Origin of the sequence: unidentified bacterial endosymbiont (assembly GCF_918320885.1) — a bacterium.
GTDB lineage: Bacteria > Pseudomonadota > Gammaproteobacteria > Enterobacterales.
This window is the reverse complement of record NZ_OU907312.1, coordinates 1,484,161-1,499,236: the sequence shown is the minus strand read 5'-3', so window position 1 is coordinate 1,499,236 and position 15,076 is coordinate 1,484,161. Positions and strand designations below refer to the sequence as shown.

General features: G+C 50.3%; 14 protein-coding genes. All 14 read left to right on the top strand.

The window, feature by feature from the left end; translation table 11 throughout:
- The first annotated feature begins 85 nt into the window (after positions 1 to 85).
- The 14 genes from NL324_RS08385 to dnaE all read left to right on the top strand — a co-directional run bounded on the left by NL324_RS08385 (position 86) and on the right by dnaE (position 15,066).
- Complete coding sequence (locus NL324_RS08385; RefSeq protein ID WP_366516366.1) at positions 86 to 505, top strand: ankyrin repeat domain-containing protein; 420 nt, start codon at positions 86 to 88, stop codon at positions 503 to 505.
- A gap of 61 nt (positions 506 to 566) precedes the next feature.
- Complete coding sequence (locus tag NL324_RS08430; protein WP_436298264.1) at positions 567 to 689, top strand: IS1/IS1595 family N-terminal zinc-binding domain-containing protein; 123 nt, start codon at positions 567 to 569, stop codon at positions 687 to 689.
- 181 nt (positions 690 to 870) lie between these two features.
- Positions 871 to 1,113, top strand: a complete 243-nt coding sequence (locus NL324_RS08380; RefSeq protein WP_436298263.1) for an IS1 family transposase — start codon at positions 871 to 873, stop codon at positions 1,111 to 1,113.
- 274 nt (positions 1,114 to 1,387) lie between these two features.
- Positions 1,388 to 2,173 (top strand): polyprenyl diphosphate synthase, encoded by a 786-nt coding sequence (uppS, locus tag NL324_RS07505; RefSeq protein WP_253306957.1) that lies wholly within the window; start codon positions 1,388 to 1,390, stop codon positions 2,171 to 2,173.
- Positions 2,174 to 3,037: a phosphatidate cytidylyltransferase gene (locus tag NL324_RS07500; RefSeq protein ID WP_253306956.1), complete on the top strand. Its 864-nt coding sequence runs from the start codon at positions 2,174 to 2,176 to the stop codon at positions 3,035 to 3,037.
- Between the two features lie 18 nt (positions 3,038 to 3,055).
- Complete coding sequence (gene rseP / locus NL324_RS07495; RefSeq protein ID WP_253307162.1) at positions 3,056 to 4,411, top strand: sigma E protease regulator RseP; 1,356 nt, start codon at positions 3,056 to 3,058, stop codon at positions 4,409 to 4,411.
- 38 nt (positions 4,412 to 4,449) lie between these two features.
- Positions 4,450 to 6,852, top strand: a complete 2,403-nt coding sequence (bamA, locus tag NL324_RS07490; RefSeq protein ID WP_253306955.1) for an outer membrane protein assembly factor BamA — start codon at positions 4,450 to 4,452, stop codon at positions 6,850 to 6,852.
- 58 nt (positions 6,853 to 6,910) lie between these two features.
- Positions 6,911 to 7,411, top strand: a complete 501-nt coding sequence (locus NL324_RS07485) for an OmpH family outer membrane protein (protein ID WP_253306954.1) — start codon at positions 6,911 to 6,913, stop codon at positions 7,409 to 7,411.
- A complete protein-coding gene (gene lpxD, locus NL324_RS07480) occupies positions 7,408 to 8,439 on the top strand; it encodes a UDP-3-O-(3-hydroxymyristoyl)glucosamine N-acyltransferase (protein WP_253306953.1) in 1,032 nt (343 codons plus the stop codon). The genes NL324_RS07485 and lpxD overlap by 4 nt, the downstream gene beginning before the upstream one ends.
- Positions 8,440 to 8,523: 84 nt before the next feature.
- Positions 8,524 to 8,976, top strand: coding sequence for a 3-hydroxyacyl-ACP dehydratase FabZ (fabZ, locus tag NL324_RS07475; RefSeq protein ID WP_436298248.1), 453 nt, complete (start codon positions 8,524 to 8,526; stop codon positions 8,974 to 8,976).
- 4 nt (positions 8,977 to 8,980) lie between these two features.
- A complete protein-coding gene (gene lpxA, locus NL324_RS07470; RefSeq protein WP_253306952.1) occupies positions 8,981 to 9,769 on the top strand; it encodes an acyl-ACP--UDP-N-acetylglucosamine O-acyltransferase in 789 nt (262 codons plus the stop codon).
- A 17-nt stretch (positions 9,770 to 9,786) separates the two neighbouring features.
- A complete protein-coding gene (lpxB, locus tag NL324_RS07465; protein WP_253306951.1) occupies positions 9,787 to 10,938 on the top strand; it encodes a lipid-A-disaccharide synthase in 1,152 nt (383 codons plus the stop codon).
- Positions 10,925 to 11,575 (top strand): ribonuclease HII, encoded by a 651-nt coding sequence (gene rnhB, locus NL324_RS07460; protein WP_253306950.1) that lies wholly within the window; start codon positions 10,925 to 10,927, stop codon positions 11,573 to 11,575. Before lpxB ends, rnhB begins: the two co-directional genes overlap by 14 nt.
- 8 nt (positions 11,576 to 11,583) lie before the next feature.
- Positions 11,584 to 15,066 carry a DNA polymerase III subunit alpha gene (dnaE, locus tag NL324_RS07455; RefSeq protein WP_253306949.1) on the top strand — a complete coding sequence of 1,161 codons (3,483 nt, stop codon included), beginning with the start codon at positions 11,584 to 11,586 and terminating at the stop codon, positions 15,064 to 15,066.
- Positions 15,067 to 15,076 lie beyond the last annotated feature (10 nt).

Here is a 15,076-nt window from a genome sequence, read left to right as displayed (position 1 = left end):
CTTCACCTCAAAAAGTAACAAAAAATTATACGCTTTGTTCCTCTTCGTTGTGTCCGTTAAAGGGTAGCAAGATCACTCCCCTGTTCTGGGCGGCACGGCACGGCACGGCCATACAGAGATTGTCGGTCGCTTAATAGAGAATGGTGCCAAGGTTGATCTCCAGAATTCTCAGAATGAATCTCCCCTATTCTGGGCGGCACGGCACGGCCATACAGAGATTGTCGTTCGCTTAATAGAGAATGGTGCCAAGGTTGATCTCCAGAATTCTCAGAATGAATCTCCCCTATTCTGGGCGGATCAGCTCGGCTATACAGAGATTGTCGTTCGCTTAATAGATAATTCAAGGATTGTTAATCAGTTAATAGGATCAATAACACTGGAAGGATTATGGGGAGAAAGAAATAGCTTGCCTAAGGATATGATGAGGGAAATTAGTTATTATTTAACAACATGTGATAAAAAAAAATTGATATCAGCATCCTTGAACCCTGCAAAAATTGGGTAGTAGGTCATAAAGACTGATGTATTATGATTATCGTCAAAACAAGGAAGTTTAGAGGGCAGTTATCCAAGTTAAGTGTCGTTATTGTCGTCAAGAGAGGGTAGTCAAAAATGGTAAAGCTCCCAATGGGTCACAACGCTTCTACTATCAAGGCTGCCAGCGCTCCTTCCCAGTCAAGTATCACTAGAAGGGTCATCAGCTGGGTATCCATGAACGCCTCATAGAGTTGGCCTTCTAGAGACACCAGTCGTATCTTGGAGATTAGCAAAAACACCGTATCACGGTGTTTAAAAAAAATTAGACCCTGCCTGCTCCAGTAGTCAACCAAAAGCTATCGGTGACGAGGCTTTGATACTAAACGTAAAAAGATACTGTCTCACGTTTTTGGTCCCAGGAGTATTGAGATCTTACGACGGTCGCTATGCCTGCTGAAAAAATTTTCGATAGGAAGGTTCACCACCGATGGCTGGCCAGGGTATCAGCGGATGATTTCTCAACGACAACCTTGGATTGGAAAAATTTTCACTCAACGGATTAAACGTCACAACTTGACGCTGCGAACACGCATCAAGCGTCTTGCGAGACGCACTATTTGCTTTTCCAACTATTGATATCCATGAAAAAGTGATCGACGCTTACCTCGATAAATTTCACTATCAGTCAATAGGAGACACTACCGAACAACCTCTAATCCTAAGAGTCAGAAACTGAGAGAACAGCTGAAGATTGAGACGCGCGACCGCGAAGGAGCACAGCGGTAATTACTGCATGATCAGTCGTGTTGAGCAGTTTATTCCACAGTGATCTAATGCTATCATGTTGCTCTAAAGCGGTGGTGGGGTAATCCGCTGTTAACACTAATAGGAGTTAAGGATCACCACAATCATGGTGTCTAGCACCGAGCAAGGGCAGGCTCTCCCAGGCATCTCACCTTCTGTACCCGTTCATTTGCCTCGCCATGTGGCGATTATTATGGATGGCAATGGCCGTTGGGCGAAGCGCCAGGGGAAATCTCGGATTGCTGGTCATCGTGCCGGTATTAAGGCCGTGCATCGTGCCATCCGTTTCGCTATCGATCAAGGGCTGATGGCCTTAACGCTGTATGCGTTTAGCCGTGAGAATTGGCAGCGCCCTGATCAAGAAGTGACGGCCCTACTCGCCCTGTTTTTCCAAGTTTTGGAGAGCCAACTGGTTTACTTAAATCGCTATAACGTGCGGTTGCAGATTATTGGCGATACCCAGGCATTTAGTCCCTCTTTGCAGGCGCAAATTAAGCGAGCAGAAGCTGCTACAGCTGACAAACAGGGATTAAGGTTAACGGTGGCTGCTAATTACAGTGGCCGCTGGGATATTGTGCAAGCAGTGAACCGAGTAGCGCAGCGGGTACAGCAAGGGGTGTGTAGCCTTGAGCAGATTGATGAGCCCTTGGTTGCTAGCCATCTCTGTCTCAGTGATCTGCCAGCAGTTGATTTAGTGATCCGCACCAGTGGAGAGTACCGCCTGAGCAACTTTTTACTCTGGCAAATGGCCTATGCAGAACTCTATTTTACCGATCAATTATGGCCAGATTTTGATGGCCAGACTTTCCAACTGGCACTAGAGGCCTTTATGCAGCGTGAGCGGCGTTTTGGCACTGTTGGTGCCAACGACTTGTGTCCTATGGAGCATTAAGTGTTGCAGCAGCGTTTGATCACTATCCTTATCGCCGTGCCGCTCCTCTTACTGGCCCTGTTTCAATTACCCGTGCGGGGTTTTATGCTGCTAGTATTCGGGATTTGCTTGCTGGCGGCGTGGGAGTGGGGGCCGTTAGCCGGTTTTAACACGCCGAAGCAGCGAAGTCAGGTCGTTATCCTGTTGGCGCTATTGCTAGTAGGATCATTGATAGCTCTCCCTTTAACCACAGCAATCAGTCAACACCCGGTGGTGCGGTTGATTTTAGGTGGTGGGGTGATCTGGTGGTTGCTGGCTCTGCACGCTATTCTCCGTTATCCGCAGCCATCAGCCACTTGGATGGCCTCAAGGGGTTGGCGTCTACTGATTGGCATGAGCACCCTGATCCCCTTTTTTTGGGGTCTATTGGTACTGCGTCTCTCTGTCACCGCAGTAGAGGGCCATGAAGGAGCTTGGTGGTTACTCTATGCGCTACTGCTGGTCTGGAGCGTTGATATTGGTGGCTATATTGTAGGTCGACTCCTTGGACAACACGCTCTGCTGCCGCTAGTCTCTCCTGGAAAGACCTGGGAGGGTTTGTGGGGAGGATTACTACTGGCACTCTTCACAGCCTATGGCTTATTAAGCTATGGGCCGCTCCCCAAGGCCTCGCCGCTGCTCTGGATGCTGAGTGCACTGCTCGTCGCCTTGAGTGCCGTGGTCGGTGATCTCACAGAAAGTATGTTTAAGCGCACTGTGGGGGTGAAGGAGAGTGGTCAATTAATTCCCGGGCACGGGGGAATTTTAGATAGAATAGATAGTCTAACCGCCGCAATCCCTATTTTTGCCTGTCTGCGGTTATGGCTGTTGACAGGATCGCATTAACCGAAGGATAAATCAGTGATCAACGCGCTTATTGGGAACCTATTGGCCTTTTTGGGCACACTGGGTCTGCTAGTCGCTATTCATGAGACGGGCCATTTTTTAGCAGCCAGGCTGTGTGGCGTTAAAGTAGAGCGATTTGCACTCGGTTTTGGTCCAGCCCTATGGCGCCGAGTTGATCGTCGGGGAACAGAATTTGTGATAGCTGCTATCCCTTTGGGTGGCTACGTGAAGATGCTGGATGAACGGGTACAACCGGTGGCAGCCGCCTGCCGGGATCAAGCTTTCAATCATCGGCCGATTTGGCAACGTTCGGTCATTATTACTGCAGGGCCGTTGGCCAATTTCCTATTAGCCTTTTTGGCCTATTGGTGGATTTTTTTATGGGGGCGCCCGGTGTTACCACCCGTTATAGGGACTGTGCTGCCACAGTCGGTCGCTTCATTCGCCGGGATGCTGCCTGGAATGCAGATCACCGCGGTGGGCGGCTTGGAAACGCCTGATTGGGAAACAGTTCACTTCAGGTTAGCAGCACAACGTCATCAAGCGCAGATCACGGTGACTGTGCAGCCAATGCAGGGTGGCCCGCTTGAACAACAACAGCTGGTGTTACAGCTTGGGCAGGTCGATTGGCAGCCACAGAGCAGTGTGGAGTCCTTAGGGATTATCCCTGAGCAACCCCAGGTGCTGCCGATCATCACGAGGATTGAGCCGCAATCGGCAGCTGAGCAGGCAACTTTGCAGGTGGGTGATCGTATTGTACGCGTTGCGGGGCAGCCGCTACTCCAGTGGCAGCAATTGGTCACACAGATACGCGCTCATCCACAGCAGTCACTATCCCTAGAGATTGAGCGAGCCGATCAGTTACTGGCTATCACGCTGACGCCGCAAGCGCAGCGTTTGTCCAACGGCCAAACGGTCGGCTACGCAGGCCTAGCCCCTAAGCTCCTGTCGATAGCCGCTGATGCCTGGAAGCAGCAGCGTTATGGCGGGCTTGCGGCCTTTGTGCAAGCTGGCAAGAAAACCTGGCAGATGAGCCGATTAACGCTGTCACTGACCGGTCAGTTATTGACTGGGAGCGTCGGCTTAAAGCAGTTGAGTGGGCCGATTGCCATCGCCAAAGGGGCGGGCACTGCTGTCGCTTCAGGTTTGGTGTGCTTTTTAGGCTTTATAGCGTTGATCTCGATTAACTTGGGTATTGTGAATCTATTGCCATTGCCGGTACTAGATGGCGGCCATATGGTATTCTTGCTGCTTGAGGCGCTCCATGGCCGTCCAGTTTCGGAGCGCTTCCAAGAGATCAGCTATCGGGTGGGCGTATTGCTACTAATGGTGTTAACGGGGGTTGCGCTATTTAATGATGTCATGCGCAGCTGAGCCGTTACAGTTTAATGAATTGAGAGTGTTTTATCATCATGGTAATTAAAAAACTGATCATGGCGTCGTTGTTACTCGGTGGGGTAGCAACCTGCAACGCCGATGATTTTGTAGTAAAAAATATTCAATTTAAGGGGCTGCAACGAGTCACCCCGGGTGCGGCACTACTCAGCATGCCAATCACTGTCGGGGATACCGTGACGGCTAAAGCAGTTGGCGCGACTATCCATGCCCTGTTTGCAAGTGGTCACTACGAAGCCATACAAATTGCTAGAGAGGGCAATCAATTACTGATTACCGTGCAAGAGCGACCAACCATTGTAGAGATTACTTTTAGCGGTAATAAAACGGTTTCCAAAGAGCATTTAAAGAAGCACCTAGAACTATTGGCTGTTCGGGTGGGTGAATCGCTTGATCGAAATCAGTTAACTAATCTCGAACACGCTTTAGAGGAACTCTATTATGGGATGGGTCAATTCAGTGCCAAAGTCAAGGCTGAGATAACAGAACTACCGCGTAATCGAGTCGATCTAAAATTAATTTTTACTGAAGGCATTGCTGCAAAGATCCAGCAGATTAATATCATCGGTAACCGGGCATTCTCTATAGCACAGCTGCGGTCAGACTTTTCATCACAGGATCAGCTCCCTTGGTGGAATATCCTGGGTGATCGACGCTATCAAAAACAGAAGTTGGCCGGTGATCTGGAACAACTGCGCAGCTTTTACCTTGATCGAGGCTATGCGCGCTTTGAGATCGATTCTACACAAGTGAACTTAACGCCAGACAAAAAATCTACTTATATCACCGTGAATGTGACTGAAGGCCTCCCCTACACACTAGTGGGTGTTGAGCTATTGGGTAACTTAGCCGGGCATGAAGCCGAGTTGAAACGTTTAGTAACGATTAAACCAAATACCCGCTACAATCACTCTAAAATAACGGATCTTGAAGAGCAGATTAAATCACTGCTGGGGCGCCGTGGTTATGCCTATCCGACCATTCATCATCAACCCGAAATCGATGATAAAACGCAGACTGTTCAGTTGCACCTTCAGGTGGAGGCTGGGCACCGATTCACGGTCCGCCGTATTCAATTAGTAGGTAATACACTGACGAAAGATGAAGTCTTACGTCGTGAAATGCGGCAAATGGAGGGAGGATGGTTCAGTAGTGAACAGATTGAGCTCAGTAAAGTACGCTTAAACCGGCTGGGCTATTTTGAAAGTGTTGAAGTTGAACTCACCATTGTTCCGGAGCACCCTGATCAAGTCGATATCACTTATCGGGTTAAAGAGCGGAATGCCGGTAGTATTCGTGCAGGCGCTAGCTTTGGTACTGATAGTGGCTTGGGGTTTAATGTTAACTTTCAACAGGACAATGTGTTAGGGACCGGGAAGTCTTTGGTGGTTGAGGGTGACAAAAGTCGCTCATCGTCATCATTATTACTAGGCGTGACTGAACCCTACTTGACAGTCGATGGCGTCAGCCTCGGAGGCACCCTTTATTATAATGATTTTAGAGCTGATAAAGCCCATTTGACGAGCTATACCAAAAAGAGTCATGGTTTAAGTAGCCTCTTAACTTTTCCTATCAGTGAAACGAGTCAATTATTTGGGGGGATAAGTTATGAAAACACCCGGCTTGATCATCTAAAACCACAACTGGGGCTCCAGAAGTATTTAACCGCCATCGGCCAACCGAATGGTTTCGGGAAGACTGCCGGTTTTTCTGTGAAAGACTTTCCACTCACTGTTGGCTGGAGGCTGAATAGTTTTGATCGGGGTTATTTCCCTGCCTCGGGTTCACGGGTTGAACTAGAGGGGAAACTCACAAGTTTTGCTTCAGATAATACCTTTTATAAACTGAATCTCACTGCTGTTCGGTACTGGCCCTTTGATCAACAACAGCACTGGATTTTACAAATGCGGGGTGGGATTGGCTATGCCAATGGCCTTGGAAAGAAACCATTGCCTTTTTATGAGAAACTGCATAGCGATTTTAATGCACTACGTGGTTTCGAAAGCAATAGTATGGGGCCTCGGGCCATCTATTTAGAGAATGGCCGCTGTAAGCTGTCTGAAGATGGTGCCGGTGGCAATGCCTTAATGACCGCTAGCGTATCGCTTATTTTCCCTACACCGTTACTGAGTGAGAAATACCGCCATGCCGTACGGACTGCCTGGTTTATGGATGCTGGGAGCCTTTGGGATACCCACTGGCGTTCTAGTGATTTAGTGGGTAAAACCTGGATCGGTCAGGTGTATCCCCACTCGATTCCTAATTATGCTGATGCAAAACGGCTACGGGTTTCCACCGGTGTGTCGCTACAATGGTTATCACCCTTAGGGCCGCTCACGTTTTCCTATGCCGTGCCGATAAAACGGTACCCTGGGGATAAAAAAGAGGCTTTTCAGTTTTCTATCGGTGCTGAATTTTAACAGAAACCGATCACTCTTTATCTGTCATCATCAGCTTACAGTTATCCGCGGAGGCGTTTTGAAAAAGAAGTTTTTGGCAGTCAGTATGGCTTGCCTGTTGTCGCTAGCAGCTGAAACAGGGGCCGCCGATAAAATAGCCTTTATTGATCTCACTCAGATGGTTGAACAGCTGCCGCAGCAGCAGGAGGTTGTCCGTCAGCTGCAAGCTGAATTCAATAGCCGGGCCTCGGAGCTACAGTCGATAGAGCGTCGTGCGGTTGAAAAGCTTAAAAAACTAGAGCGGGATTCCGCTATCATGAAAGCCAGTGAACGGATGGCACTAGAAAAAGAGATCGCCGGACTACGCGAACAATTTACTAGCAAAGCACAACATTATGAGCAAGAGCGGCAGCAACGCCAGTTGGCAGCGCAGGATAAACTCATGCAGCAGATCCGCCAGGTTGCCCAGCGCTTGGCCAAGCAGCAGGGGTATAGTGTGGTGCTGGATGCCAGTGTCGTGATTGATGCCGGCAGCGCGAAAGATCTCACCAAAGAGGTGATTGGGGTCCTCAAAAAATGAGCCATCGCTATCTGTTGGGTGAATTGGCACAGCAGGTGGGTGCTACTGTAGCGGGTGACGGTCAGGTGGTCATTAGAGCTGTAGCCGCTATTCAATCAGCCAAAACTGGTGATATCACCTTTCTGTCTGATCGGCGCTACCGACAACACCTGGTCGAGTGCCAGGCTAGTGCCGTCATTCTCACCGCTGCCGACCGCCCCTATTGGCCAGGCAGTGCTTTGCTAACGACGGATCCCTATCTCTGTTATGCGCGGGTTGCACAACAGCTAGATACCACCCCCAAGCCAAAACCAACGATTGCCAATACTGCAGTGATTGCTCCTGATGTGGTGTTGGGAAACAATGTCACCATTGGGGATTACGTCGTCATTGAAGCTGGGGTACAGATTGGAGAGGGGGCCATCATTGGATCACAGACCGTGATTGGTCAACAGGTGCATCTAGGTGCTCATACCCGGTTGTGGCCGCATGTGACCTTATACCATGGGGTTTCTATTGGTCACCACTGTTCCATTCACTCAGGAGCGGTGATTGGTAGCGATGGCTTTGGTTTTGCTAATCATCAAGGGGAATGGGTTAAAATTCCGCAGTTAGGAGGGGTTTCTATTGGCGACCGGGTTGAAATAGGGGCCTGTACCACGATCGACCGGGGTACTTTAGACAGTACCAGGCTGGGTGATGGGGTGATCATCGATAACCATTGTCATATTGCCCATAATGTGGTGATTGGGGCGCACACGGCAGTAGCTGGGGGGGTCGTTATGGCAGGTGCCGTTAAGATCGGGCGGTACTGTAAGATTGGTGGTGCCAGCGTATTGAATGGCGGTATAGAGATTTGTGATCATGCAGCCGTGACCGGCATGTCTATGGTGATGCGCTCTATTACGGAGCCGGGTATTTATTCATCAGGTCTCCCCGCACAACCCAATGCCACTTGGCGGAAATCTGCAGCGCATCTGTTAAAGATTGAGACGTTACATCAGCGCTTAAAAGCATTGGAACAGAGGGTCAAACAGTACGACACTTAATGCTCTATGCGGATAGGGATCAGCTGAGATCAGCACTGTGGTTAGCTGCCACTGTTTTTGGTTTTTCAACACAGGAAGCGCACTTTGTCTACTCCAGGTATTGTATTAAACATCCAAGAAATTATTGAGTTGTTACCACACCGCTATCCCTTTTTATTGGTTGATCGTGTCCTTCATTTTGAGAAGGGAAAGTACCTCCGGGCAGTTAAAAATGTCACCTTTAATGAACCATTTTTCCAAGGGCATTTTCCGGAAAATCCGGTATTCCCCGGTGTGTTGATCCTAGAAGCGATGGCTCAGGCAACCGGGGTACTAGCCTTTAAAAGCGCCGGTTCATTACAGCCGGGAGAACTCTATTATTTTGCCGCTATTCACCATGCACGCTTCAAACGGCCGGTGCTCCCAGGTGACCAAATGATATTAGAAGTTGAATTTTTAAAAGAGCGACGTGGGATAGCCCGTTTTAAAGGGCTTGCTAAAGTAGCTGATGAAGTCGTCTGCGAAGCAGAGATGATGTGTGCCAGACGGGAGGGTTAAAAGCGTGATCCACCCAACGGCTTTTATCCACCCTAGTGCTATTGTTGAAACAGGTGCAGTGATTGACGAACAGGCCTTTATTGGCCCTTTTTGTTATATTGGAGCGGCTGTTAAAATTGGTGCCGGCACGGTCTTAAAATCGCATGTCGTCATCAATGGAATGACCACCCTAGGCTGTGATAATCAAATTTTTCAATTCTCCTCGATAGGCGAGTGTAATCAAGATCTCAAATATCAGGGAGAAGCGACCCGGGTGCTCATTGGTGATCGTAATCGTATTCGAGAGCATGTGACGATCCATCGGGGCACGATGCAAGGCGCTCAGGTAACTACCATCGGTCACGATAACTTGTTGATGGTCAACGCCCATATTGCCCATGATTGTGTGGTGGGGAATCGTTGTATCTTTGCCAATAACGCTACTTTAGGGGGGCATGTTCAGGTCGATGACTTCGCCATCATTGGCGGCATGTCGGCGATTCATCAGTTTTGTATTGTGGGTATGCATGTGATGGTTGGCGGCTGTTCCGGGGTCTCCCAAGATGTTCCTCCGTATATTGTGGCCCAAGGTAATCATGCTTCACCCTATGGTATCAATATGAAAGGGCTTAAGCAGCACCATTTTTCTCCAACTGATCTTAAAGCCATTGAACAGGCTTACCGAATTCTGTATCGCAGTAGCAAAATGCTGCATGAAATCAAGAGTGCTTTGAAGCAGTTGGCGCAACAGCAGGCAGTTGTACAACCCTTCGTAGATTTTCTCAAGCGCTCTACGCGCGGTGTTATCCGTTGAAGAGCGCACCTTAAACGATGGATCACCCGGTGCGGATTGGCATGGTTGCCGGAGAGCCTTCAGGGGATCTGCTTGGGGCACAACTGATTGTGGCCATTCGTCAAATCATACCCAATGCCTGTTTTATGGGGATAGCAGGGCCACAGATGCAGGCGGCAGGTTGTGAGGCTTGGTTTGATATGGCTGAGTTATCGGTGATGGGGTTATTCGAAGTTATCAGCCATTTGCCGCGTTTATACAGGATCCGTCGTTCTCTAATACAGCGACTGAGCCAGGAGCGTCCTCAGTTGTTTATTGGAATTGATGCCCCTGATTTTAATTTAGCGGTCGCTTTAGCCCTTAAACAGCAGGGGATCCGCATCGTTCAGTATGTGTGCCCCTCTGTGTGGGCTTGGCGCCCACGACGGATCGAGAAGATAGCGCGTGCTGTTGATTTAGTATTAGCGCTGCTGCCCTTTGAAAAGGCTTTTTGTGACCGTTTTCAGGTCGCGTGTCGTTTTATCGGGCACCCCGCTGCGGATGAGATGCCGCTGGAGCCTGACGTCGCCACGGCCAGAAGGGCGCTCAATATTCCGCAACAGGGACCCTATTTGGCCCTACTACCGGGCAGTCGCTCGGCAGAAATCTCGCGGTTAGCTGTTCCGTTTCTGCAAGCGGCCCTGTTGTTACAGGAGTGCTACCCTGAGTTAACGATTCTGGTTCCCTTGGTCACAGTGAAACAGCGTCAACAAGTCGCCGCAATCCAGGCTCAAGTAGCCCCGCAATTGGCCCTAACCATTCTGGAAGGCGAGGCGCGAACGGTGTTAACGGCGGCTGATGTCGCTTTAGTTGCCTCGGGAACGGCAACGCTGGAGGCGATGTTAGCACACTGTCCCATGGTGGTGGCCTATCGTCTACAGCCGCTGACCTTTTGGTTAGCAAAACGGTTGGTGAAAGTACCCTATATCGCCCTGCCCAACCTGTTAGCCAATCAACCTCTGGTTCCTGAGTTACTGCAAGATCAAGTCACCCCACAACGGCTATCAGAGCTCTTAAGCGACCACTTACAGGGCGACCATCGGCTACTGAAGCAGCAGTTTTGGCTGCAGCATCAACAGCTCCGCTGCCGAGCCAGTCAGCAAGCGGCTGCCGCGGTGTTACAACTGGTGGGTCGCTATGAGGAGTCATAAGCTTCAGCCTATTGACTATTCTGCGGCGGTTGGAGAGATCGCTGGCGTTGATGAGGTAGGCCGTGGCCCGTTAGTTGGACCAGTGATCACCGCTGCAGTGATTTTAGATCCCAAACGACTCATCAGCGGATTAAGAGACTCTAAGCGCTTAAGTGCGCACGCTCGAGAGAGGCTCTATGATCAGATTATTCAGCACGCAATAGCTTGGCAAATAGGACGAGCTGACGTGGCGGAGATTGATCAACTCAATATTTTACAAGCGACCCTGCTGGCGATGCAGCGTGCTGTCTTGGGTCTCAGCAGAGTCCCCTCGCTGGTGTTAGTGGATGGAAACTGCTGTCCGCAACTGCCAATGCCGACACAGGCAGTGGTTCAAGGGGATTCCCGGGTGGATGCCATCAGCGCCGCTTCGATTATAGCCAAAGTCACTCGAGACCGAGAGATGATCGCCCTGGACCAGCACTATCCGCAGTATGGTTTTGCACAACATAAAGGGTATCCTACCCCCTATCATTTGCAACAGCTACGACGTTGGGGGGCAACACCCCACCACCGACAGAGCTTTGCACCAGTTAAACAGCTATTGAAACCACCCTCCATCCATTCCGTACCGACTTCACGGATAGATCCTCAGTAAGCGCTCTGATGGCTGATCCCCGTTTTATCCCTTTACGTCTCTGTAGTGACTACTCCCTCAGCCATGGCTTGGCGAAGGTCGAGGATCTGGTCAAACAGGTCGCACAGTGGTCCATTCCGGCGATGGCATTAACCGATTTTAGCAATCTATTTGGCTTGATAAAGTTTTATCAGTGTGCACAGGCTGCTGGGATTAAACCAATCATCGGTGCTGATCTGCTGCTTCATGATCCAAAACTCGGGGATCAGCTTTACCCCCTGACGCTGTTGGCAACACAGCAGCAGGGCTACCATCATTTAACGCAGTTAATTTCACGTGCCTATCTACGTGGTCATATCAACGGGGTTCCGGCCATTGATCGCGAATGGCTCATCACCCATCAAGCAGGTTTAATTGTCTTATCAGGGGGGCCCAGGGGCGATATTGGCACCCTATTACTGCGGGGTGATGTGGTAGGCGTACAGCGCTGTATCGAGGGTTACCAACGCTACTTTCCCGACCACTACTATTTAGAGATCAGTCGTATTGGCCAAGCCGATGAAGCGCGTTACCTAGCAGCGGTATTGGAGTTAGCCAGTACGACCGGGCTACCAGTCGTGGCCACCCATCCGGTCTGTTTTCTCCATCCAGAGGACTTTGAAACCCATGAGATTCGGGTCGCTATTCATGATGGGACCACTCTGACCCATCCGCAACGCCAGCAGCGTTATACGGCGCAACAGTCTCTCTGCTCGGTAGAGATGATGTGTGAACGCTTTGCCGATCTCCCCGAGGCACTAGAGAATAGTGTAGAGATCGCTAAGCGTTGTAATGTAACGTTACGGTTAGGCGACCACTGCATGCCGAGCTTTCCAACCGGTGACAGGAGTCCCGAGGTCTATTTGGTGCAGCAGGCTGAGCAAGGGTTAAGCCAGCGGTTGTCCCAGCGTTTCCCTGAGGAGTCTGAGCGCTCCCAACAGCAAGCTCGTTACCAGGAGCGGTTATCGCGTGAATTAGCCGTGATAAATCAAATGGGCTTTCCCGGTTATTTTTTAATCGTTATGGAGTTTATTCAGTGGTCTAAAAGTCAAGGGATCCCGGTCGGTCCAGGGCGGGGATCGGGTCCAGGATCTTTAGTGGCTTATGCTCTACAGATCACTGATCTGGATCCCTTAGCGTTTGATCTGCTGTTTGAGCGTTTTCTCAATCCTGATCGGGTCTCGTTGCCTGATTTTGATATTGATTTCTGTATGGATCGACGAGATGACGTGATTGATCATGTGGCTGAACGCTATGGTCGTGAGGCAGTGTCACAAATTATTACCTTTGGAACCCTGACCGCCAAAGCGGTGATCCGGGATGTGGGGCGAGTGCTGGGGTACCCCTACGGGTTTGTCGACGCCCTGGCTAAGCTGATCCCACAAGAGATCGGGATGACGCTAGATAAAGCCTTCACGGCAGAGCCACAACTCCGTCAGCGCTATGAGCAGGATGAAGAGGTCCGCACTCTTTTCGATAGGGCGCGCAAGCTGGAGGGGGTGACGCGCAATGCCGGTAAACATGCCGGTGGTGTTGTGATAGCCCCGACCAAGATCACCGATTTTGCACCGCTCTATTGTGATGCTCATGGGCAACATCCGGTGACGCAATTTGATAAAGATGACGTAGAATCGATTGGTTTAGTGAAGTTTGACTTTTTAGGCTTACGGACCTTAACGATTATTCAGGCGGCTTTGCAGACCATCAATGCGCGCTTATTAAGCCAGCAGCAACCAGCCCTTGATCTGTCACAACTTCCCTTAGAAGAGGCTAAGAGCTTCCAGTGGTTACAGCGGGGAGAGACGACGGCTATTTTTCAGCTGGAATCCCGTGGGATGAAGGAGTTGATTAAGCGGCTGCAGCCAGATTGTTTTGAAGATCTGATCGCCTTAGTGGCCCTGTTCCGACCAGGCCCCCTGCAGTCTGGCATGGTGGATAATTTTATCGATCGCAAACAGGGACGGGAGACCATTGCCTATCCTGATCAACAGTACCAGCACCCGCTGCTCAAACCTATTTTAGAACCGACCTATGGCATTATTCTTTATCAAGAGCAGGTGATGCAGATTGCCCAGGTATTGGCCGGGTATACGCTCGGTGAGGCTGACTTGTTACGCCGTGCCATGGGGAAAAAAAAGCCTAAAGAGATGGCAGAACAACGTGCAATTTTTGAGCAAGGCGCTAGAAACAGAGGGATTGATAGCACGTTGGCCATCAAAATTTTTGATTTGGTAGAAAAATTTGCAGGGTATGGTTTTAACAAATCGCACTCTGCGGCGTATGCGCTAGTATCCTATCAAACGATCTGGCTCAAGAGCCACTATCCCGCCGACTTTATGGCTGCCGTACTGAGCGCTGATCTCGATAATACTGACAAAATCGTCGGTTTAGTAGAAGAGTGCCGACGACTGGGATTAACGGTATTGCCCCCGGATATTAATCGCAGTGACTATGGTTTTAGCGTCACCAACCAGGGTGAAATTATTTATGGCTTAGGGGCGATTAAGGGGGCAGGACGCAGTGCTGTAGAGGCAGTGGTAGCGGCACGCACCCAGTCGGGACCTTTTAAGGATCTCTTTGATCTCTGTGCCAGAACGGAGAGTACTCGGCTCCCACGCCGCACACTAGAAAAGTTCATCATGGCCGGCGCGTTGGATAGCCTGCAAACGCATCGGGCGGCGTTAATGGCACGCCTAGACAGTGCCTTGAAACGGGCGGAACAGCATAGCAAATCTGAGCAGCAGGGACAGGTTGATATGTTTGGTGTGTTGGCGTCACTCCTGCCTGAGCAGGCGACCATTGCCCCAGAGGTGCCCCCGTGGTCTGAACAGCAACGGTTAGCCAATGAACGGCAGACAATAGGGCTCTATTTGAGTGGACATCCCATCAACCACTACCTGTCAGAGCTCAAACGCTATATTCACTGTCGTCTTCAGAGTCTGAAGCCCACCGCCCGGGATCAGCTGGTCTGCACGGCGGGTTTAGTGGTTGCCTCCCGCATCGTGATGAGCAAACGGGGGCATCGACTGGGGCTATTAACCTTAGAGGATGGTGAAGCACGCTTGGAAGCGGTGCTATTCAATGAGATACTGGAGCGGTATCGATCCTTGTTGGTGCGTGATCGCCTGCTGATAGCCACCGGTACGGTGAGTATCGATCTCCGCTTGAACGGTTTAAAAATGGTGGTACAGGAGCTTCGGGAGATCCAGGCGGTGCGAGCCGAGCGGCTCCGCTCGCTGACTTTAGTATTAGAGTCGCAGCAGCTGGATCAGCTATTTTTTAAGCGATTGCACGCTATTTTGCACACTGCTCAGGCACCACAGGGCGTCCCGATCGCCGTACACTATCAACAGCGCCAGGCGCAGGTACAATTACGACTAGGTTCAGCTTGGCGGGTCTATCCCTCTGATACCCTGTTAAGTGATTTGCAGAGTTTAATGGGGGTTGACCGGGTCGTATTGCAATTTGATTAAAGGTGTGATG

Excerpts from the sequence above, each read along its gene's own strand:
- rnhB (WP_253306950.1), top strand. The coding sequence starts at position 10,925 with ATGAGGAGTCATAAGCTTCAGCCTATTGACTATTCTGCGGCGGTTGGA.
- lpxB (WP_253306951.1), top strand. The coding sequence starts at position 9,787 with ATGGATCACCCGGTGCGGATTGGCATGGTTGCCGGAGAGCCTTCAGGG.
- lpxD (WP_253306953.1), top strand. The coding sequence starts at position 7,408 with ATGAGCCATCGCTATCTGTTGGGTGAATTGGCACAGCAGGTGGGTGCT.
- uppS (WP_253306957.1), top strand. The coding sequence starts at position 1,388 with ATGGTGTCTAGCACCGAGCAAGGGCAGGCTCTCCCAGGCATCTCACCT.
- dnaE (WP_253306949.1), top strand. The coding sequence starts at position 11,584 with ATGGCTGATCCCCGTTTTATCCCTTTACGTCTCTGTAGTGACTACTCC.
- bamA (WP_253306955.1), top strand. The coding sequence starts at position 4,450 with ATGGTAATTAAAAAACTGATCATGGCGTCGTTGTTACTCGGTGGGGTA.